Below are 20,036 nucleotides of genomic sequence, written 5' to 3'. Positions count from 1 at the left end.
GCTTCCGGGCCCCCCACGCCACCCCGGCGCCTCAAGCCCCCCACGCCGCCCAAGCTCCTCAGCCTTCCCCGGGCCCCCGGACATCCCAAGCTCCCCAGCCCTCCCCAGGTTTCCCGGCCTCCCTCGGCCCCCAGCCCTCCCCAGGTTTCCCGGCTTCCCCCGCCTCCCAGCCCTCCCCGGGTTTCCAGGTGCCCCAGGTTTCCCCCGCCCGCCAAGCCCCTCAGGCTTCTCCGGCTTCCTCAGCCCGCCAAGCCCCACAGGCTCCCCAGGCTTCTTCGGCCCCCCAGGCCCCCCAGGCCCCCCAGGCCCCCCAGGCCCCCCAGGCCCCCCAGGCTTCTTCGGCCTCCCAAGCCCCCCAGGCCCCCCAAGCTTCTTCAGCCCCCCGGGCTCCGCAGGCTTCCCCGCCCGTTCAGGGGTTTCAGGTTTCCCAGGGGTTCCAGGGGTTTCAGGGTTCTCCCGGGCATCCGGGGGGCTCGGTGGCGGCGGGGGGGCTCGGGTTCGTCTCGCGGTTGCCCGCCGCGCTCACGGCGCTCGCCGCCCTCGTGCTTCTCGCCGGGCTCCAGCGGGCCCTGAGTGCCGGTCAGGGGCTCTTCCCCGGTGGCGCCCCCGGCTGGTCCCTCGCCGTGCTCACCGGGCTCATCGTCGGGCATCTGGTCGCCCTCGGCCGGGACCGCTGGTGGGGCGGCACCGGCTCCGCCGCCGCCCTCACCCTCGCCGTTCTGCTGCTCTACGGCTGGGTGCCCGCAGGGCTCGTCTCGCTGACCGTCCTCGCCCTCGTCGGCGCCGCCCGCAGACACCGCTGGCGCCAGAGCCTGCTGCACGGCGCCGCCGACGTCCTCGGGCTCGCCACCGCCGCCCTGCTCCTCGCCTCCTTCGGCGACGTGCCCACCGTCGAACAGCCCTGGGCGCCCCTCGACTGGACCATCGGCGACCTCCCGGAGATCGTCCTCGCCGCCGCCGCGTATCTCGTGGTCACCCGGCTCTTCCTCTGGTACACGCTGGCCCCCCAGAGCCCCGGGCTGCCCACCTTCGCCCGCACCGCCCTCCTCCGGCAGGGTCTCGTCGCCGTCGCCCTGCTCGGCATCGCCCCGCTGATCTGCGTCGTCGCCGCCACCAGCCCCGTACTGCTGCCGCTCTTCGCCGTCCCCCTCATCGCCCTCGACTCCACCCTCTGGATCGCCCGCGCCCGTGCCGAGGAGCAGCTCCGCGACCCGCTCACCGGCCTGCCCAACCGGCAGTGGCTCCTGGAGCGGGCCTGGACCGCCCTGGAGGAGGCCGAAGGCGAAGGCGCCCGCGCCGCCCTCGTCCTGATCGACCTCGACCGTTTCCGTTCGGTCAATGACACGCTCGGCCACCTCGCGGGCGACCGGCTTCTGCTCCAGATCGCCGAGCGCATCCGGCTCGCCCTGCCCCGGGGCGCCGAAGCCGCCCGGCTCGGCGGCGACGAGTTCGCCGTCCTGCTGCCCGCCACCGACTCCACCACCAGCGCCCAGCGCGTCGCCCGCCACCTCGTCGCCGAGCTGTCCTCGCCGCTCAACCTCGACGGGCTCACCCTCGTCCTGGAGGCCAGCGCGGGCGTCGCCGTCTTCCCGGAACACGCGCTCGACGCCGAGGGGCTGCTCCGCCGCGCCGACGTCGCCATGTACCAGGCGAAGCGGGACCGCACCGGAGTCGAGGTCTACGAGTCCAAGCGGGACTCCAACACGCCCGACCGGCTCGGTCTCCTCGGCGACCTCCGCCGCGCTCTCGACGCGGGCGAGGTCGAACTGCACTATCAGCCCAAGGTCCGTTTCGACGGTCAGGTAGCCGGTCTCGAAGCGCTCGTCCGCTGGGTCCACCCGGAGCGGGGCAAGGTCCCCCCGGACGAGTTCATCGCGATCGCCGAGTCCTCCGGTCTGATGCCGCACCTCACCGAGTACGTCCTGGAGACCGCGCTCGCGCAGGTCGCCCGCTGGCGCGCCCAGGGCATCGTCGTGCCGGTCGCCGTCAACGTGTCGCCGCGCGATGTGCACACCCCCGGCTTCGCGGGCGCCGTCGCCGCCCGGCTCGCCCGGCACGGCGTCCCGGCCGGCGCGCTCCAGCTGGAGATAACCGAGCACGTTCTCCTGGAGGACCCGCAGCGGGCCGCCGACACGCTCAACGGTCTCACCGGCCACGGCGTCAAGATGTCGCTCGACGACTTCGGCACCGGCTACTCCTCCCTCGTGCATCTGCGCCGTCTGCCGGTCAGCGAGCTGAAGATCGACCGGTCCTTCGTCGCCCGGCTCGCCGTCGACACCGAGGACGCCGAGATCGTCCGCTGCACCGTCGACCTCGCCCACTCCCTCGGCCTCCTGGTCGTCGCCGAGGGAGTCGAGGACGACGAGACCTGGGAGCGGCTGCGGGATCTGGGCTGCGACGCGGTCCAGGGCTGGCTGGTCGCCGCCGCGATGCCGCCGGGGGAGGCCACCGCCTGGCTGTCCGCCCGGAGCGAGCACGGCTGGCGCCGCCCCGCCGAGACCCGGGCCCAGACCCAGACGCAGGCCCAGACGCAGCCTCAGACCCAGCCCCAGAGCCGGATGCGGCCCCTGCCCGGGGGGACCCAGCCCCTGTCCGGGACCGAGTCCGGGACCCGTATCGACCTGGACCACCCCTCGGGCCGGGTGGTCGGGTAGACCCCCTCCGCACGGTCGTCCCGGGCACTCGGCTCGGACCCACGGCCCGAGGACGAATGGGTGTGTTCGTCGTGGTGGTCCGCGCCCCATAGGATTGCGGTACATCCCACAAGACTCACCCCTGAGGATCGCTGCATGCCTGGCATCACGCGCGAGGAGGTCGCCCACCTCGCCCGGCTGACGCGTCTGGAGCTGTCCGGCGAAGAGCAAGACCACTTCGCCGAACAGCTCGACGTGATCATCGGCGCGGTCGCCCGCGTCTCCGAGGTCGCCGACCAAGACGTTCCGCCGACCTCCCACCCGCTGCCGCTGACCAACGTCATGCGCGCGGACGAGGTCCGCCCGTCGCTCACCCCCGAGCAGGCGCTCTCCGGCGCCCCGGCCCAGGAGCAGCAGCGTTTCAAGGTGCCGCAGATCCTGGGGGAGGACTAACAGCCATGACGGACATCATCAAGCTCACCGCGGCCGAGATCGCCGGGAGGATCGCCTCGGGCGACCTGACCGCCGTCGAGGTCACCGAGGCCCACCTGGCCCGCATCGAGGCCGTCGACGAGAAGGTGCACGCCTTCCTGCACGTCGACCGTGAGGGCGCTCTCGCCCAGGCGCGTGCCGTGGACGAGAAGCGTGCCCGGGGCGAGAAGCTCGGCCCGCTCGCGGGCGTGCCGCTCGCGCTCAAGGACATCTTCACCACCGTCGGCATGCCGACCACCGTGGGTTCGAAGATGCTGGAGGGCTGGCTCCCGCCGTACGACGCGACCCTGGTGAAGAACCTGAAGGCCGCCGACGTCGTCATCCTCGGCAAGACCAACATGGACGAGTTCGCGATGGGCTCCTCCACGGAGAACAGCGCCTACGGCCCGACCGGCAACCCCTGGGACCTGACCCGTATCCCGGGCGGCTCCGGTGGTGGCTCGTCCGCCGCCCTCGCCGCGTACGAGGCGCCCCTGGCCATCGGCACGGACACCGGCGGTTCGATCCGTCAGCCCGCCGCCGTCACCGGCACCGTCGGCGTCAAGCCGACCTACGGCGGCGTTTCCCGCTACGGCATGGTGGCCTTCTCGTCCTCGCTCGACCAGGGCGGGCCCTGCGCCCGTACGGTCCTCGACGCGGCCCTGCTGCACGAGGCGATCGCCGGGCACGACCCGCTCGACTCGACCTCCATCGACGCCCCGGTCCCGCCGGTCGTCGAGGCGGCCCGCAACGGCTCGGTGGCCGGCATGCGCGTCGGCGTCGTCAAGCAGTTCCGCGGCGAGGGCTACCAGGCCGGTGTCGTGCAGCGCTTCGACGAGTCCGTCGAGCTGCTGAAGTCGCTGGGCGCCGAGGTCGTCGAACTGGACTGCCCGACCTTCGACCTGGCCCTTTCGGCGTACTACCTGATCGCGCCGTCCGAGTGCTCGTCCAACCTGGCGCGCTTCGACGCCATGCGCTACGGCCTGCGGGTCGGCGACGACGGTACGCGCTCCGCCGAGGACGTCACGGCCCTGACCCGCGAGGCCGGTTTCGGCGACGAGGTCAAGCGCCGGATCATCCTGGGCACGTACGCGCTCAGCTCCGGCTACTACGACGCGTACTACGGCTCGGCCCAGAAGGTCCGTACCCTCATCACCCGCGAGTTCGAGAAGGCCTTCGAGGAGGTGGACGTGATCGTCTCCCCGACGACCCCCACCACCGCCTTCCCGATCGGCGAGCGCGCCGACGACCCGATGGCGATGTACCTCGCGGATCTGTGCACCATCCCGACCAACCTGGCGGGCAACGCGGCCATGTCGCTGCCCTGCGGCCTCGCGCCCGAGGACGGTCTTCCGGTCGGTCTCCAGATCATCGCTCCCGCCATGAAGGACGACCGCCTGTACAAGGTCGGTGCCGCCGTCGAGGCCGCCTTCGTGGAAAAGTGGGGGCACCCGCTGCTTGAGGAGGCTCCGTCGCTGTGAGTACCAGTGCACTTCAGAAGGCCAAGGGCTTCAAGAAGTCCAAGACCGGCACGTACCTGTCGATGGGCACCACCGCCTTCGGTGCCGTCGCGGTGACGAAGCAGATCAAGAAGGCCCGCGACGAGCACGACACGCTGAAGCTCGTCGACGCGGTCGTGTCCGCCGCCGCCATCGTGACCGGCCTCGCCATCCTGTACCGCGAGCTGAAGCGGCTCGGCGACGACGACGTCCTGCTGGGCTGAGAGGGAAGTTCCACCGTGACTGTCACTGAACTGCTGTCGTACGAAGCGGCGCTCGCCGAGTACGACCCCGTCATGGGCCTTGAGGTCCATGTCGAGCTGGGCACCAAGACCAAGATGTTCTGCGGCTGCTCGACCGAGCTGGGCGCGGAGCCGAACTCGCAGACCTGCCCGACCTGCCTCGGTCTGCCCGGCTCGCTGCCGGTGGTCAACTCGATCGGCGTCGAGTCGGCCATCAAGATCGGTCTCGCGCTGCACTGCGAGATCGCCGAGTGGTGCCGCTTCGCCCGGAAGAACTACTTCTATCCGGACATGCCGAAGAACTTCCAGACCTCCCAGTACGACGAGCCGATCGCCTTCAACGGCTACCTCGACGTGCAGCTGGAGGACGGCGAGGTCTTCCGCGTGGAGATCGAGCGCGCCCACATGGAGGAGGACACCGGCAAGTCCACCCACATCGGTGGCGCGACCGGCCGTATCCACGGCGCCTCGCACTCGCTGCTCGACTACAACCGGGCCGGCATCCCGCTCATCGAGATCGTCACCAAGCCGATCGAGGGCGCGGGCGAGCGGGCTCCCGAGGTCGCCAAGGCGTACGTCGCCGAGCTGCGCGAGCTGATCCGTGCCCTGGACGTCTCCGATGCGCGGATGGACAAGGGCCAGATGCGCTGCGACGTGAACCTGTCGCTGCGCCCGCACGGCACCGAGACCTTCGGCACGCGTTCGGAGACGAAGAACGTGAACTCGCTCCGTTCGGTGGAGCGGGCGGCGCGTTTCGAGATCCAGCGTCACGCGGCGGTGCTGTCCTCCGGCGGCACGATCGTGCAGGAGACCCGTCACTTCCACGAGGACGACGGCTCCACCACCTCGGGCCGGATCAAGGACAACGCCGAGGACTACCGCTACTTCCCGGAGCCGGACCTGGTGCCGGTGGCTCCCGCCCGTGACTGGGTCGAGGAGCTGCGCAAGGGGCTGCCCGAGCTGCCGCGCGTGCGCCGCAACCGGCTGCGCGAGGAGTGGGGCGTGTCCGAGCTGGACATGCAGTCCATTCTCAACGCGGGCGCGGTCGACCCGATCGTCGCCACGATCGAGGCGGGCGCGGACGCGGCTTCGGCCCGTAAGTGGTGGCTGGGCGAGCTGGCGCGCAACGCCAACGAGCAGGGTGTCTCCCTGGAGGAGCTGGCGATCACGCCTGCGGACGTGGCCCGGGTCTCCGCCCTGGTCGCTTCCGGCGATCTGAACGACAAGCTGGCCCGTCAGGTCATCGAGGGCGTTCTCGCGGGCGAGGGCACTCCGGACGAGGTCGTCGAGAAGCGCGGTCTGAAGGTCGTGTCCGACGACGGCGCGCTCGGCGCGGCGGTCGAGGAGGCCATCGCGGGCAACGCGGCGATCGCCGACAAGATCCGCGGCGGCAAGGTCGCGGCGGTCGGCGCGCTGGTCGGCGCGGTCATGAAGGCGACGCGCGGTCAGGCGGACGCGGCGAAGGTCAAGGACCTGATCCTGGAGAAGCTGGGCGTCACCGAGGGCTGATCCCCTTGTCTTCGTACGGCTGATCCCGTCGTCTTCGTACGACTGATCTCCCCGTATTCGTACGTCAGTGGCCCCGCACCGGAACTCCCGGTGCGGGGCCACTGACGTCCGCCGCCACCGTCGTCGGACTGGTCGTCTGGTACCGCAACGGCGACCCCCGCCAGAGGCGGCGGAGCGGCTGGTATTACTGGGGCATGCAGGAAGAGACCGCACGTTCCGCGATCGACACGTTCATCTCCGCGTTCAACGCCTCGGACGACAACTATGTGACCGTCCTGCTCTCCCAGGCGCTGACCTCGGACGTGGTCTTCTGGGGACCGCTGGGCCGCAGCGAGGGAATCGCGGCGGTCGAGCGGTTCGTGCTGGACATCCGGCACCACCCGGCGGGGACCGGCACGATGGTGCGCTGCTCGGCGGTGGACATGCCTCACGAATGGGCCCGCTACCAGTGGGTCTTCACCACGCCCGAGGGCGGCCCCCGCCTGGCGGGAACGGACGTCGTCCATCTGCGACGGAGCCTCATCGACCAGGTCATCGTCTTCGCGGGGGAAATCGAGCCGCCCGCCTCCTGAACCGTCCCTCCGGCGAACCCTCCTGGTCGGAGCGCTGGCCCGGGTGGACCTCGGCCTCGACGCGGGCCCTGGAGCGGGCGGTGTGGCAGGGGGCCGGGCGCCCATCCTCGTACCCGACAAAGGCGGTGCGGAAAATATCGGGTGGTCGGAGCCGGTGTCGCCGCAGGATGGGGGCATGGATGACACGACCTTGGTATCCCGTTTCCTCCGTGACGGCTTCGTGAAGCTGGAGGGCGCCGTCGCGCCGCGCGTGGCCGCTGACTGCGCACGGCTGCTGTGGCGGGAGACGGGTTGCGACCCGGACGACCCGTCGACATGGACGGAGCCCGTGCACTGGGTGGCAGGCATGGCGCAGGGGCCGTTCGCCGCCGCACCCAATTCCCCGTCCCTCCAGCACGCGTACGACCTGCTCGTCGGCGCGGGACGCTGGGAGCCGCGCTACTCGCTGGGCACGTTCCCGCTGCGCTTCCCGCACGAGGAGGAGCCGGACGACGCGGGTTGGCACATCGAGGGGAGCTATCTGCCGGAGGGGGAGAGCTGGTACTTCACCAATCTGCGCTCCCGGGGCCGGGCGTTGCTGATGCTGTTCCTGTTCAGCGAGGTCGGTGAGGAGGACGCCCCGACCCGGATCAGGGTCGGCTCACACCTCGACGTGCCGAAGGTGCTGGAGGAGTACGGGGAGAGCGGGGCGAGCGGGCTGGCCCTCGCGCCCGGTCTGGTGGCGGCGACCGACCACCGGCCACTCGCCCTCGCCACCGGGTCCCCGGGCGACGTCTTCCTGTGCCACCCGTTCCTGGTGCACGCGGCGCAACCGCACCATGGGGCGCGACCGCGCTTCATGGCCCAGCCGCCGCTGATGCCGGCCACGCCGTACGAACTGGAGCGGGCCGACGGCGCGTACTCACCCGTGGAGATCGCGATCCGCCGGGGTCTGGGACGGGATACCCCCGGTCCGGACGGGGACGGAACCGACCACAGCGCCGGGTAGACGTGTTCCACGACTGTCGTCGGCGAGGTGGCCGTGAAGAGGGATGAGGAAGGAGGCCAGGCATGCTGGAGCGGCTGAACCAGGCCATGGAGCACATCGAGCGCCATCTCGACCAGGCCGTCGACGTGGGGGAGCTGGCACGCATCGCGGCCACTTCGGAGCACCACCTGCGCCGGATGTTCTCCGCACTCGCGGGCATGCCGCTGTCGGAGTACATCCGGCGCCGTCGGCTCACTCTCGCGGGCGCCGAAGTGCTCGCGGAACGTGAAACGCTGCTGGAGATCGCGGTGCGCTACGGCTACAGCTCCGGTGAGGCGTTCGCGCGGGCGTTCCGGGCCATGCACGGCGTCGGACCAGGCGAGGCCCGGCGGACCGGCGCGGTACTCGACTCCCAGTCCCGGATGGCCTTCCGCCTCACCGTCGAAGGGAGCAGCAGTATGCGCTACCGCGTCGTGGACAGGGCGGACTTCACCGTCGTCGGGTTCAAGACGCGGGTACCGCTGGTGCACGCGGGCCCGAACCAGGCGATCATGGACTTCGTCCGAGGGATCGGCCCACGGGCCCTGGAGCGCCTGGAGAAGCTGTCGGACCAGGAGCCGCATGGCATCGTCGCGGTCTGCGACGGCATGGACCCCAGCCGCGCCGAGGGCACTGGACTCGACTACCACCAGGGCGTGATCACCTCCGCGGCAGCTCCGGAGGGCACGACCACGTTGGCCGTTCCGGCGGGCACCTGGGCGGTCTTCACCACCTCCGGGCCGGTACCGCGGGCCATCCAGGAGCTGTGGCGGGACGTGTTCACCGAGTGGTTCCCGTCGAACCCGTACCGCACCCGCACCGGCCCCGAGATCCTGCGCACCCATCTGTCCCCGGAGAAGACCGAGGCAGACGCCGAACTGTGGCTCCCGGTGGAGCCCGAGCACGGCTGAGCCTGGCGGTATGCCCACGGGCAGGCGTGGGCGAGCCCTTCCCCGGGTCTTCAGCGCGAGAAGCGGCCCCGCACCGGAATCCGGTGCGGGGCCGCTCTTGTGTGCCAGGTGTGAACGGGCAGGCGCGGAGTTGTCGCCGCGCTCAGACCGTCGCGCCGACGAAGGCGCCCCAGACGCCGGGGGAGACGGTGAAGACGGGGCTGGTCTCGCCGAGCTTGGAGTCACGGACGTGGACGGCGGCGGGGTGGGCGGACACCTCTACGCAGGCGCCGCCCTCGTCGCTGCTGTAGCTGGACTTGCACCAGCCGTAGGCCATCTCAAGGCAGTCGCCACCCTCGCTGCCGCTGTAACTGGACTTACGCCAGTCGTAGGCGACTTCGAGGCAGTTGCCACCCTCGCTGCCGCTGTAGCTGGACTTGAACCACGAAAGTGCTGCTGCGCTCATGTCTCTCCTGCCAGACGATCCAACAGGCCCATGGTTTCCTCGGGCGTCAGGGCCTGTGACCGCAGCATTCCATACTTGGCCTGGAGAATACCGACCTCGTCGGGGTCGTCGATGAGGCAGCTCACCCGCTGTCCCTCGATATAGGCGACGTGTTCGTGGTCAGGCGTTTCGATGAGCACCATGGGTCCGTCGAGCCCCGCGTGTTTGGTCCGGGACTTCGGGATGATCTGGATGGCGAGGAAGGGCAGTTCGGCCATCTGGCGCAGATGGAGAATCTGCCCCCTGAGTACTTCGGGTCCGCCGATGGCCCTCTCCAGGACGGATTCATCCAGGAGGAAGGACATCATCGGCGGCCAGGGCTTCTGCTCGAAGATCCGTTGACGATCGAGCCGGTCGAGCATCCGATCCTCCGCCTCCTGCGAAGTGATCGGCGGATACAGACTGTCGAAGACGGCGCGGGCGTACTCGGCGCTCTGGAGCAGACCAGGAACGACCCCGTTCTCGTACGAGCAGAGGTTGAGTGCCTGTGCCTCCAGCTCGATGAAGTCCTGAACGAACGCCGGAAACCGCTCTTTCTTCGGCGCCTTGGAGACGGCTACGGTGAGTGCTCCCTTCGTCTCCAGGAGGTCGTCGATCTCGCGGGCGAGCGACAGTCGCAGGGCTCTCCGCCCCTGCTCGATCGAGCCCAGGGTCTCCAGCCCCACGCACAGGTGCGTGGCCAACTGGGGCTGGGTCAGACCGGCTTGTTTCCGGTAGAGCGCCAGGAGCGCGCCGACCACTTCCCATGAGGGAACTTTCTTCTTGGTGTTGGTGCCGCGTTGCATGATCGGTGGCTTCCCCTCACTGGGCGTGCTCGACGCATCACGGACCCGTACAAAGAATTTGTACGGGTCGGCTCCCTGGGGCGGTTGGGGCGGGAGGGATGAAGGTTAGCGCCGTGGACAACCAACTCCCCCTGTTCCGCGAGGTTTTCTACCCTCGCGAGCGCCGTACCGTCCCCCTCGCCCGCGACTTCGCCCGCAAGGCGCTGATCGACTGGGGCCTGGACGCCTGCGCGGACGACGTACTCCTGTGCGTCAGCGAACTCGCCACCAACGCCCTCCGCCACGGAGTCCCGCCGGGCCGTGGCTACCGGCTCTGCCTCTCCCTCGACCGCCCGGGTCCTCTCCGCGTCGAGGTCCACGACAGCGGCGACGGCACCCCCGAGCGACGGGAACCCGCCGACGAGTCCGGCCGAGGTCTCCTCCTGGTCGACGCCCTCGCGGACCGCTGGGGCGTGGGCCCCCGGTCGCCCGGCAAGATCGTCTGGTGCGAGTTCACGGGGGTGGGGGACGCGTTCTAGGAGGGGAGGCGGGGGGAGGGGCGGTATGGGTGGGTGAACACTCATACCGCTCTGCTTTGCAGCGAGTTGGTATAAATTTTACGTAAAGTCGAGATGTGCCTTGTTAGCGTGAACGCCACCATTCCATGATCGAGAACTGGGGGCCGGTTTCATGCTGAAGAAGGCGACGCAGGCACTGGGCACCATCGGACTGGTGGCCGCGACCACGCTCGGAGTCGGCGGCACCGCCGGAACCGCGCAGGCGGCCACCGCCGACGTGTGCTACAAGCCGCATGTGCAGAACGTCGGTTGGAAGCTTGAGCAGTGCAACGGGCAGTGGGCCGGCTCGATCGGCGAGGGCCGCAACCTGGAGGCGCTGCGGGTGACCGTCAGCGCGGGCAAGGTCTGTCTGCGCGCCCACCGCTCCGGCTACGGGTGGGACTCGACGTACCAGTGCGCGGAGCCGGGGCACGCGGCCGAGATCGGCACGACGGGCATGAACGCGGCGATCGAGGCGATCTCGTTCTACCACTGCGGCTCGGGGTACTTCGGCGCGCAGGGCCACCTCCGGAACGTCGGAACCGTCAACTCCGGTCCGTCGCCGCTCCACACGTACCGCCCCGGCTGCGACGCCGAGGAGATCATCGGCACCACCGGCCAGGGGATCCCCATGGAGGCCGTGCGGCTCTACTGGATGTGACCTGACGGGGCTTGCCGCTCCGGCGTGTGAGAAGCTCCGCTCCCTCCCCTTCGGTCCCGGTGGGGAGGGAGTCGGGGAGGAAGCAGCACATGTCGGTGGAGCCCACGGACTACGTCGCCCGGATGCGCGCGGAGGCGGACGACCCGGCGCGCGAGGAGGCGCTGCGGCGCGAACGGAAGGCGCGCCGCCGCCGGTACGCGCTGATGACCGGCGCCGGGCTCGTCGTCCTCGGCGGGTTCGGCTACTGGCTGGCCGACTCGACGGGGGAGCGCCCACCGTACGAGGCGTCCAGCCCGCACACGCTCGACGAGAAGATGTGGCCCGCCGACTGGCCCTACTCGGTCGGGATGCCGTACCGGAACTCCCCGGCGCGCGGCTGGGCGAGCGACGCCGACGGGATCTACACCCCGATGGCCGTACCCGGGGGCAAGTTCACCGCCAAGGAGATGACCGCCGTCTTCGACGACGTGAAGAAGTTCCTCACCGCGACCAACATCCCGGGGGGCCTCATGGCGGGAGAAGTGCCTCCCCTGCTCGACCCGAGCGGCGTGGACGACGCCGTCCGCAAGGACATCGTCACCCGCTTCGAACCCGGGCTCTACCGCATCGAGCGCGACGGCATCCGGTCCCGTGGCGAGATGACCTACGAGATCTCCACTGCCGGGGAACTGGTCGTCCACACCGACTACACCTTCGTGTACGCGCTGGTGGGGGCGGTGGACGCACCCCAGGTGATGATCGGCCTCCCCGAGGTGGCGAGGGTCGCGGTACGGCGCCAGATGACGTTCACGTCGAGGAACGGGAAACTCGTCCTGGACGCGTACGCGAGCGAGATCGCCAACCACGACTGCGCCTCCCGGAACGACGGCTACCTGCGCCCCCTCTTCGCCGAGGGCCGCTGGAGGGCGAAGGAAGCGGCCAAGGGGTCCTTGGTCGACCTGTACGCGGAGAAGCGGGTGCTGGCGAAGGGGCCGCATTGTGTGACGCCTGAGACGACCTGACCGAAGCCGCTGATCGTGTGGCCGTCGAGGCGGCTCTGCCGATCCTGAGGCCGAGGCGTTCCACGCGTGACACGGGCCTTACCCACGAACAAGGCGCCTCACATGATCAAAGCCGTCTTCCAGGACCATCCGGTCTTTCTCGCGCTCGCCATCGCGACCACCCTCGCTGCGGGCTTCGTCGTGTACGTCGTCGCCGCACGGCGTACCGACCGTGCTCCCGCCGTTTTCCACGGCCTGTGGGCTTCCTCGACGGTCGGTCCGATCGCCCTCACCACCTGGGGCGGAAGCGGGATCCTCGACTATCGCTGCACGATCAATCCCGCCTTGGCCGAGCCGTTCACTACCCCTCAGGGCCTGCTCAACGTCGTACTCTTCGTCCCGTTCGGCCTGTTCGTCGTCCTCGCCACCCGGCGCTTCCTCTTCGGTGTCACGATCGGCGTCCTGTTCACCGCGACGCTGGAGACCGCCCAGGCCACGGTGCCCTTCATCGCTCGTCTCTGCGACACGGACGATCTGGTCACCAATACGGTCGGCATCCTCGCCGGAGCAGCCGTAGGCGCTCTCATCTGCCGCAGGACCCACTACGGCAAGGGCCTCGCCCAGGCCGCTGTCCGGCGTACCCTCCTCGCCTGCGCAGCTGTGTCCCTGCTCATCGCGGCAACATGGGCGTCTGTCATCGAGCCGGTACGCGCTGTCCTGCCCACCGAGGTTCCTACGGCCACCCCGCAGCAGGTGCGCGCTCTGAACACCGCACTGGCCCAGACCTTCGGCGACGCCTACACCGTCGACCGGGCCAATTTCCACAACAACATCGACGGACCCGACACCGTCAACGCGCCGCTTCCTGGAGGCTACGCCGAATTGACCTGGCCGGACCGTCAGAAGCTGACCGTCCACTTCACCCCCACCAGCCAGGGCGAAGGGGTCCATGCCTACTGGATCCCAGGGATCAGCCGCCCCGTGCGCACCGCGCAGGAGGCCCAGTCCGTCGCCACCCTGTTCGCCCGACGCCACACGCCCTGGGCGCTGCGGGACGCGCAGATCAAGGTGTGGCCGGTCGACGCAAGCGTCAAGGATCTCGGCTGGGTCGTGGAGTGGCGACGACGGCAGGGCGAACTCCTCATGCCCATGCGCCTGGACATTCTGATCGAGCCCTCCGGCCGGCTGACCGACCTCATCGCCCGAGACGTCGAGGATCCCAAGCTGCCTCGGATCGGCATCGGCAGGGAAGCGGCGTGGAAGAAGTTCGAGGCCCATTACAGGCTCAAGCCCGGCCAGGGCGAGCGCGGAGAGGCCGTCTACCTGGTCGAGCGGCACGCAGACCAGTGGCACATCCATTGGCGTCTGGCGGCCCGCGACGGCGACATGCTGAAGTCCGCCACCGTGGACGCCACGAGCGGTGACATCCACGGCGCTGCGGAGTCTCCGGTCGATCTCCAGCCTCCCGTTCCAGACCAGGGGAGCGGTACCCCGTAGGGGGCCACGGGGAGGAGCCGTGCGGGGGAGGGGGCGGGAGGTGTGACGGCCCGGAGCCGCACCCGGAGTCGCACCCGGAGCCGTCCCGGAGCCGTGGCCGGAAATCGTACGTCCCTCCGGCGCGTTCCCGTCAACGTTCACCGTCATGCTCCCGTCAGGTCTCCTTCCCGTCACCCGGTCTCCCTACCGTCCCCGGCGTACCACCCCGCGTTCGAAGGCGAACCAGGGGGCGTCGACTGGAGGCCGGTCTTGTCATCCGATGTGTCCCGCAGAAGGCTCTTCGCTCTGGGCGGAGGCGCCCTCGGCGCCGCCGCCGTCGGCTCGCTGCTGCCGCCCTCGCTCCAGGCGGCGATGGCCGCCGAGCCGCCCGCCGGAGGGCTGGCGTCGATCCGGCACGTGGTGATCCTCATGCAGGAGAACCGTTCCTTCGATCACTACTTCGGCACCCTCAGGGGCATTCGGGGCTTCGGTGACCGCAACGCCGTCGAGCTGCCCTCCGGCCGGCCGGTCTTCGAACAGCCGGCCGGGCCCGGCCGGACCGTGCTCCCCTTCCCCGTCCGGGGCGCCGCCGAGACCCAGCGCAAGGACCTCCAGTACATCGGGGACCTCGACCACTCCTGGGGCGGCGGCGGCAAGGCCTGGAACGGCGGCTGGATGGACGGCTGGGTCACCGCCAAGACCGCCGCCACCATGGCGTACTACGACCGCCGTGACATCCCGCTGCACTACGAACTCGCCGACACCTTCACCGTCTGCGACGCCTACCACTCCTCCATCCACACCTCCACCAGCCCCAACCGCAACCACCTGTGGTCCGGCTGGACCGGCTACGAGGCCGACGGCAGCCGCGCCGTCACCAACGCCGCCTACGACGAGGGCACCCACCCCGGCTACGGCTGGCCCACCTACGCCGAACGGCTCGAAGCCGCCGGACGCAGCTGGAAGACGTACACCGAGTGGGAGAACTTCACCGACAACAACATCGAGTTCTTCACCACCTTCAAGAAGATCGCCCGCAAGGCACTCGCCAGGACCGGCGGGCACACCTTCATGGAGTCCTTCTACGCCGCCGTCCGCGAGACCGCCGACCCCGCCGAGCGGACCAGGCTCCTCACCCTCCTGGAGGAAGGCGTCGCCGGGCTCACCCGCGCCGAGCGCTCCCTCTTCGAGCGGGGACTGCGCCGGGTCGAGAGCGGCACCCTCGCCGACGCCTTCCGCGCCGACGTCGCCGCCGGAACCCTCCCCGAGGTCTCCTACCTCGTGCCCTCCGCGATCGACTCCGAGCATCCCGGCGCCTCCTCGCCGGTCGCCTCCGCGAGCCTCGTCTACCAGGTGCTCGACGCCCTCGGCGCCCACCCGGAGGTCTGGCGCCACACCGTCGTCCTGATCAACTACGACGAGAACGACGGCTTCTTCGACCACGTGCCGCCGCCGGTCCCGCCGCAGGACGACACCGACGAACGCTGGCAGGGCAAGCCGACCGGCCTCGGCATCCGGGTCCCGCTGCTCGTCGTCTCCCCCTGGTCGGTCGGCGGCTACGTCTGCTCCGAGACCTTCGACCACACCTCCGTGATCCGCTTCCTGGAGAAGCTCACCGGGGTCGCCGAGCCCCACATCACCCCCTGGCGCAGGACCGTCACCGGCGACCTCACCTCCGCCTTCGACTTCCGGCGCACCCACCGGCAGCCCGAGGTCGACCGGCCCGGCCCGGTCCCGCCCTTCACCGGACGGTGGCGGCCACAGCCCCCGGCCGTCCAGCGGATGCCCGTCCAGGAACCGGGCGTCCGGCCCGCCCGCCCGCTGCCGTACCAGCCGGACGCCTCCGCGACCGTCGGACCCGGCGCCGTCCGCGTACGGCTCGCCAACACGGGGAAGGCGAGCGCGCACTTCGCCCTCTACCCGTACGCGGGCGAGTTCGCCGCCCCGCAGCACCGGGACGTCCGGGGCACGTCCGAGTGGACCGTCCCCGTCCCCGGCGACCGCTACCGCTTCACGGTCACCGGCCCCAACGGCTTCCGGCGCGAGTTCGAAGGACCCGCCGCACCTACGGCCCCCGGCGCCGAGGTGACCTCCCGGATCGACCACCACGACCGGGACCTGCACCTCACCCTCCGCAACACCGGCAGGTCCGCCGTCACCTACACCGTCCGGCCGCTCGGCTACGTGGACCCCGAGGACCGCCACGACTGGGCCCGTACCGTCACCGTGAAGCCCGGCAAGTCCCGCACCGTCGTCCATTCGGCCGCCGACGCGCACGGCTGGTACGACATCGAGGTGACCGCGCCCGACGGCTTCCGGCGCCGCCTGATGGGCCACATCGAGAACGGCCACGCGAGCGTCTCCGGCTGACCGGCCGCACCTCGCCTTCGTGCCCGGGGACCGGACCCGCGTCCGGCCCCGGGCACTGCTGTGAGCATCGACACGAAACGGGCAAACGATCACGATTCGCTGTAAGAGTGGCCCCACGCGGGTCACGCGTTCTTTCCGGGCCACTCCCCGTGACAGATCCACGCATCCCCCAGGGAGCACGTCCGTTGGCAGCCATCGCACGGTGGTGCATCAGGCACCGCCTCGTCGTCGTCCTGCTGTGGCTCCTCGCCCTCGGCGGGGCCGGCACCTCCGCGCTCCTCGCGGGCAGCGCCTACTCCAACGACTACGAAGCCGCAGGCACCGAGTCCGGCCGGGCCACCGCCCTCCTCGACCGAGGCTTCCACGGACTCGGCGGCGACACCGACACCATCGTCTGGCACAGCGACCGGGGCAGCGTCCGCGCCGACGCCGTGGAACGACGCATGACGGCGATGCTCGAACAGGTCGCCGCCCTGCCCGGCATCGCCGCCGTCACCACCCCGTACGGCCCAGCCCCCGCCACGGACGGCGCAGCCGCCGCGAGGGACGGTTCGGCCTCCGCGACGGACGCCTCGGCCCCTGCCATGGACAGCTCGGCCGCCGCCGGGCAGATGAGTCCGGCCGCCGCCTCGGACGGCGCAGCCGCCGCCGGGCAGACCAGCGCAGCCGCCGCCGGGCAGATCGGCGCAGCCCCCGCCACGGACGGCGCAGCCGCCACGGACAGCGCAGCCCCCGCCAAGGACAGCCCGGCCCCCGCCGCGCAGATCAGCCCAGCCGCCGGGCAGTTCAGCGAGGACGGGCACACCGCCTACGCCACCGTCACCTTCCACCACCCGTCCGAGGACATCCCGCCCGCCCAGGCGCGGGCCCTCGTCGACACGGCGAAGGCGGCGGCCGACGAGAGCGAAGGGCTCACCGTCGAACTGGGCGGCAGCGCCGTCGCCCTGACCGAAGCCCCCGGCGGGCACATCGCCGAGTTCGTCGGCGTGGCCGTCGCCGCCGTCGTCCTCTTCCTCGCCTTCGGCTCCCTCGCCGCCGCCACCCTGCCCCTCGCGACCGCCCTCGTCAGCGTCGGCACCGCCTACGCGGGCATCGTGCTCCTCGGGCACGTCATGACCGTCGCCGACTTCGCGCCCATGCTCGGCATGCTCGTCGGTCTCGGCGTCGGCATCGACTACGCCCTCTTCATCGTCACCCGCCACCGCAAGGGCCTGAAACGCGGACTCCCCGTCGCCGAGGCGGCCGAGACCGCCGTCGCCACCACCGGCCGCGCCGTCGTCTTCGCCGGGGCCACCGTCTGCATCTCGCTGCTCGGCATGCTGATCCTGCGGCTCGGCTTCCTCAACGGCGTCGCCCTCGCCGCCTCCCTCACCGTCCTCCTCACGGTCGCCGCCTCCGTCACCCTGCTCCCGGCGCTGCTCTCGCTCATCGGCCCGCGCGCCCTGTCCCGGCGCGAGCGGCGGATCCTGGCCGAGCAGGGACCCCGGCCCGAACCGCCCACCGGCTTCGCGGCCCGCTGGTCGGCCCTGGTCGAGCGGCGCCCCAAGCTGCTCGGGGCCCTCGCCGTCCTCGTCATGGCGGTCCTCGCGCTGCCCGTGCTCTCCCTCCACCTCGGCACCTCCGACCAGGGCAACAACCCGGCCACGGCGACCACCCGCAAGGCGTACGACCGGCTCGCCGAAGGCTTCGGGCCCGGCGTGAACGGCCCCCTCACCCTCGTCGCGGCGGTCGACGGCGCCGACGACCGGGTCGCCCTCGACCGGCTCCCGGCCACCCTCGCCGCCACCCGGGGCGTCGCCTCCGTCTCCCCGGTCACCTACAACGGCCCCGGCGACACCGCCGTCCTCACCGTCGTACCCGACTCCTCGCCGCAGTCCAAGGCCACCAGCGAACTCGTCGACCGGCTCCGCGCGGACGTCCTGCCGAAGGCCGCCGCAGGCACCTCCCTCACCGTGTACGTCGGCGGGGTCACCGCCTCGTACGACGACTTCGCCGGGATCATCGTCGGCAAGCTGCCGCTCTTCGTCGGCTCCGTCATCGCCCTCGGCTCCCTGCTGCTCCTGCTCGCCTTCCGCTCCCTCGGCATCCCGATCAAGGCCGCCGCCATGAACATCGCGGCCGTCGCCGCCGCCTTCGGCGTCGTCGTCGCGATCTTCCAGTGGGGCTGGGGCAGCGAACTGCTCGGCCTCGGCAGCGCGGGCCCGATCGAACCCTTCCTCCCCGTGATCATGGTCTCGGTGCTCTTCGGGCTCTCCATGGACTACCAGGTCTTCCTGGTCAGCCGGATGTACGAGGAGTGGCGCGAGACCGGCGACAACCGGCGGGCGGTCCGCATCGGCCTCGCCGAGACCAGCCGGGTGATCAACTCGGCGGCCGTGATCATGATCTCGGTCTTCCTCGCCTTCGTGCTCACCGGAGACCGGGTCATCGCGATGTTCGGCATCGCTCTCGCGGCGGCCGTCGCCCTCGACGCCTTCGTCCTGCGGACCCTCCTCGTCCCCGCCCTCATGCACCTGCTCGGCGGGGCGAACTGGTGGCTGCCCCGCTGGCTCGACCGGCTGCTTCCCCGCATCAGCATCGAGCCGCCCGACCCGGCGGACACCCGTGCGCGGATCCCCGTACCGTGTGTGACGGCCCTGGCCGTGCAGGAGAACGCCGTGCAGGAGAGCGCCATGAAGGAGAGAGAAGACGATGTTCGCGATATCGCTGGGTGACGACGGTGCCGAGCTGAGGCCCCTGGAGATCGGGCACGCGGAGGAACTGCTGGCCCACATGGACCGGGGCAGGGACTTCGTGGGCCGCCACATCGGCCTCCCGGACGTCGTCGCCGACCTCGACTCCACCCGCGCCTACCTCCGTACGTACGCGGAGAAGACGGCGAGCGACACCGGCCGCCTCTACGGCATCTGGACCGACGGCACGCTCGTCGGCGGCGTCCTCTTCCGCACCTTCGACACGGTCTACGGCACCGCCGAGGCGGGCTGCTGGCTGGAGCCCTCCGCCGCCGGCAAGGGCCTGGTCACCCGCGCCTGCCGGGTGATCATCGACTGGGCGATCGAGGAGCGGGGCATCCACCGCGTCGAGTGGCACGCCGCCACGGGCAACGAGCCGAGCATCGCCGTCGCCCGCCGCCTCGGGATGACGAAGGAAGGCGTCCTGCGCCAGAACTACCCGCACCGGGGCGTCCGCACGGACACCGAGGTCTGGTCGGTCCTCGCCCCGGAGTGGCGCGAGGCGAAGACCGCGGCTTCCTGAGCTTCGCCGCCTCGCCTTAAGGGCGTTCTCATGTGTGCCGCCTAGCGTGCGGCCCCATGGACACCAAGACGACGACCGACACGCCCGCCGAGAACTCCGCCGACGCGCCGGAGCCGTTGGACACCCTGAAGAAGACCGAGGGCACGGCGGGCGAGACCACCGGTACCTCCGAAGCCGCCGAAGGCTCCTCCGAAGGCCCCGAGGACGACGAACTGCTCCCGGAGGAGGAGGCGGTGGCCGCCCCCGCCTCCTCCGGCATCGCGGGCGCGGCAGCCGCCGTGGTCTCCGCCGCGCTCGGCGCCGTCGCCCTCACCGGCACCTGGAGCGGCCGGATCGTCGCCGAACGAGAGACGCTGATCGGACAGATCCACACGTCCGGCACGGGCACCCCGGCCCAGCAGATCTCCGAGATCTACGGCGACGCCTGGCACAGCACCGCCCTGGTGAACGGCGTCTTCGCCTTCGTCGCCCTGTTCGTCGCCATCCTCGTCCTGATCCTCCCCGCCCGCCCCACCTGGGTCCGCGCGGTCGCCGTCGCGGGCGCGGTCCTCGGCGCCCTCGGCGTGATCCTCTCGGCCGGCATCTACTTCGACCTGTTCTTCGGCCTGCCGACCGCCGGATCCTGAGGTCCCCCGACCGGACGGGG

Annotated in this window: 18 protein-coding genes; 16 read left to right on the top strand and 2 right to left on the bottom strand. The window is 70.9% G+C overall.

What is annotated here, in order from left to right; translation table 11 throughout:
* Positions 1 to 509: 509 nt before the first annotated feature.
* The 8 genes from BU197_RS20000 to BU197_RS19965 all read left to right on the top strand — a co-directional run bounded on the left by BU197_RS20000 (position 510) and on the right by BU197_RS19965 (position 8,843).
* Positions 510 to 2,654, top strand: a complete 2,145-nt coding sequence (locus tag BU197_RS20000; protein WP_223183238.1) for a bifunctional diguanylate cyclase/phosphodiesterase — start codon at positions 510 to 512, stop codon at positions 2,652 to 2,654.
* A gap of 135 nt (positions 2,655 to 2,789) precedes the next feature.
* The gene (gatC, locus tag BU197_RS19995) at positions 2,790 to 3,086 is read left to right on the top strand and encodes an Asp-tRNA(Asn)/Glu-tRNA(Gln) amidotransferase subunit GatC (protein WP_188269648.1); all 297 of its coding nucleotides are present in this window, start codon (positions 2,790 to 2,792) and stop codon (positions 3,084 to 3,086) included.
* Between the two features lie 5 nt (positions 3,087 to 3,091).
* Positions 3,092 to 4,585, top strand: coding sequence for an Asp-tRNA(Asn)/Glu-tRNA(Gln) amidotransferase subunit GatA (gene gatA / locus BU197_RS19990; protein WP_188269647.1), 1,494 nt, complete (start codon positions 3,092 to 3,094; stop codon positions 4,583 to 4,585).
* A gap of 62 nt (positions 4,586 to 4,647) precedes the next feature.
* On the top strand, positions 4,648 to 4,827 hold the full coding sequence (locus tag BU197_RS19985) for a hypothetical protein (protein WP_223183255.1): 180 nt from the start codon (positions 4,648 to 4,650) through the stop codon (positions 4,825 to 4,827).
* Between the two features lie 15 nt (positions 4,828 to 4,842).
* Complete coding sequence (gene gatB / locus BU197_RS19980) at positions 4,843 to 6,354, top strand: Asp-tRNA(Asn)/Glu-tRNA(Gln) amidotransferase subunit GatB (protein WP_188269645.1); 1,512 nt, start codon at positions 4,843 to 4,845, stop codon at positions 6,352 to 6,354.
* Positions 6,355 to 6,548: 194 nt separating this feature from the next.
* Positions 6,549 to 6,926 (top strand): nuclear transport factor 2 family protein, encoded by a 378-nt coding sequence (locus tag BU197_RS19975; protein ID WP_188269644.1) that lies wholly within the window; start codon positions 6,549 to 6,551, stop codon positions 6,924 to 6,926.
* 175 nt (positions 6,927 to 7,101) lie between these two features.
* Positions 7,102 to 7,914: a phytanoyl-CoA dioxygenase family protein gene (locus tag BU197_RS19970; RefSeq protein WP_188269643.1), complete on the top strand. Its 813-nt coding sequence runs from the start codon at positions 7,102 to 7,104 to the stop codon at positions 7,912 to 7,914.
* 62 nt (positions 7,915 to 7,976) lie between these two features.
* Complete coding sequence (locus BU197_RS19965) at positions 7,977 to 8,843, top strand: AraC family transcriptional regulator (RefSeq protein WP_188269642.1); 867 nt, start codon at positions 7,977 to 7,979, stop codon at positions 8,841 to 8,843.
* Positions 8,844 to 8,985: 142 nt separating this feature from the next.
* Here the strand turns inward: BU197_RS19965 and BU197_RS19960 are convergent, their stop codons facing one another.
* Both BU197_RS19960 and BU197_RS19955 read right to left on the bottom strand, forming a co-directional pair.
* Positions 8,986 to 9,288 (bottom strand): DUF397 domain-containing protein, encoded by a 303-nt coding sequence (locus BU197_RS19960; RefSeq protein ID WP_188269641.1) that lies wholly within the window; start codon positions 9,286 to 9,288, stop codon positions 8,986 to 8,988.
* Positions 9,285 to 10,112, bottom strand: coding sequence for a helix-turn-helix domain-containing protein (locus tag BU197_RS19955; protein WP_188269640.1), 828 nt, complete (start codon positions 10,110 to 10,112; stop codon positions 9,285 to 9,287). The genes BU197_RS19960 and BU197_RS19955 overlap by 4 nt, the downstream gene beginning before the upstream one ends.
* 98 nt (positions 10,113 to 10,210) lie before the next feature.
* Between BU197_RS19955 and BU197_RS19950 the strand changes: the two genes are divergently transcribed.
* The 8 genes from BU197_RS19950 (at position 10,211) to BU197_RS30605 (ending at position 20,016) form a co-directional block, all read left to right on the top strand.
* Complete coding sequence (locus BU197_RS19950) at positions 10,211 to 10,630, top strand: ATP-binding protein (RefSeq protein WP_188269639.1); 420 nt, start codon at positions 10,211 to 10,213, stop codon at positions 10,628 to 10,630.
* A gap of 151 nt (positions 10,631 to 10,781) precedes the next feature.
* On the top strand, positions 10,782 to 11,309 hold the full coding sequence (locus BU197_RS19945) for a hypothetical protein (RefSeq protein ID WP_188269638.1): 528 nt from the start codon (positions 10,782 to 10,784) through the stop codon (positions 11,307 to 11,309).
* An 89-nt stretch (positions 11,310 to 11,398) separates the two neighbouring features.
* Positions 11,399 to 12,310, top strand: a complete 912-nt coding sequence (locus tag BU197_RS19940) for a hypothetical protein (protein ID WP_188269637.1) — start codon at positions 11,399 to 11,401, stop codon at positions 12,308 to 12,310.
* A gap of 102 nt (positions 12,311 to 12,412) precedes the next feature.
* The gene (locus BU197_RS19935; protein WP_188269636.1) at positions 12,413 to 13,786 is read left to right on the top strand and encodes a VanZ family protein; all 1,374 of its coding nucleotides are present in this window, start codon (positions 12,413 to 12,415) and stop codon (positions 13,784 to 13,786) included.
* 249 nt (positions 13,787 to 14,035) lie between these two features.
* Complete coding sequence (locus tag BU197_RS19930; RefSeq protein WP_188269635.1) at positions 14,036 to 16,135, top strand: phosphocholine-specific phospholipase C; 2,100 nt, start codon at positions 14,036 to 14,038, stop codon at positions 16,133 to 16,135.
* 185 nt (positions 16,136 to 16,320) lie between these two features.
* A complete protein-coding gene (locus BU197_RS19925; RefSeq protein ID WP_188269634.1) occupies positions 16,321 to 18,849 on the top strand; it encodes an MMPL family transporter in 2,529 nt (842 codons plus the stop codon).
* The gene (locus BU197_RS19920) at positions 18,827 to 19,390 is read left to right on the top strand and encodes a GNAT family N-acetyltransferase (protein ID WP_188269633.1); all 564 of its coding nucleotides are present in this window, start codon (positions 18,827 to 18,829) and stop codon (positions 19,388 to 19,390) included. The genes BU197_RS19925 and BU197_RS19920 overlap by 23 nt, the downstream gene beginning before the upstream one ends.
* Positions 19,391 to 19,446: 56 nt before the next feature.
* Positions 19,447 to 20,016: a hypothetical protein gene (locus tag BU197_RS30605; protein ID WP_223183237.1), complete on the top strand. Its 570-nt coding sequence runs from the start codon at positions 19,447 to 19,449 to the stop codon at positions 20,014 to 20,016.
* Positions 20,017 to 20,036 lie beyond the last annotated feature (20 nt).

Source organism: Streptomyces sp. CBMA291, assembly GCF_014596525.1.
Classification (GTDB): domain Bacteria; phylum Actinomycetota; class Actinomycetes; order Streptomycetales; family Streptomycetaceae; genus Streptomyces.
This window is presented reverse-complemented; position numbering and strand designations above follow the sequence as displayed.